The following is a 1,010-nucleotide window of genomic DNA, read 5'->3' on the forward strand; positions in this document are numbered from 1 at the left end:
CGATCAGCGTCGGGTCCATGATGCGCAGCAGCAAGCCATCCCCTAGCTTGCCCATGCCATCATTGGAGCCAGGTACATCGCTGGCCGGGCTCGCATCGAGTGCGAGGAAAATGTCTGGGTCCGACAGATGTGCAGACGTCTTGGCGCCGCGTCCGCCTGACAGCTCCTCCTGCACGGTTGCACCGCAATAAATCGTGTTCGGATGATTGCCGTTCTCATGCAGCTCTTTCATCAGCTCGATCGCCAGGCTGCAGCCATAGCGATTGTCCCATGCCTTGGCCATCAGCTTCTTTTCGTTGGCAAGCACGGTGAACGGGCAAACCGGCACAATCGGCTGCCCCAGGCGAACACCCAGCTTCTCCACCTCTTCTTTGGAGTCGGCTCCGATATCGATGAACATGTTTTTGATCTCCATAGGTCTGCTGCGCAGCTCGTCAGGCAGCGTGTGCGGTGGAATCGATCCGATTATCCCTTCGATCGGTCCTTTTTCCGTTATGATCTGCACGCGTTGCGCCAGCAAAACTTGCCCCCACCAGCCGCCGAGCGTCTGGAACGAAATAAAGCCCTTGTCGGAAATCCGCGTAACCATAAAGCCGACTTCATCCATATGACCCGCCACCAAAATACGTGGGCCGTTCTCATCGCCGCGCTTCACGCCAAAAATGCTGCCCAAATTATCCGTCACAATTTCATCAGTATAGGAGGAAAGATACTCCCGCATGATTTTGCGCACAGGCCCTTCAAATCCGGGAGCGCCCGGCGCCTCCGTCAACCTTTTCCATAATTCCATTTGAAATGGATCTGCCATGCTCAGTTCCTCCTTCGTGTCTATGTACATGCCATTCATTTCGCAACCCAGCAAAATTTTTTTACTCCATTTCATTATCAATGAGAGTGTCGCGGATTTCAACCGTCCCTGCCTTTGCTATCTGCGATACGAGTGAATTGCTTGATTCCACTTGCTTTTCCCAACTGGATGCAGCAATATGTTATCTGTATCCGGAGCGCCC

General features: G+C 53.5%; 1 protein-coding gene. It reads right to left on the minus strand.

The window, feature by feature from the left end:
* On the minus strand, positions 1–808 hold an 808-nt coding region (locus EDM56_RS30840), incomplete at its 3' end, for a M42 family metallopeptidase (protein WP_148040443.1).
* Positions 809–1,010 lie beyond the last annotated feature (202 nt).

This window comes from Brevibacillus fluminis, from assembly GCF_003710825.1.
GTDB lineage: Bacteria > Bacillota > Bacilli > Brevibacillales > Brevibacillaceae > Brevibacillus_D > Brevibacillus_D fluminis.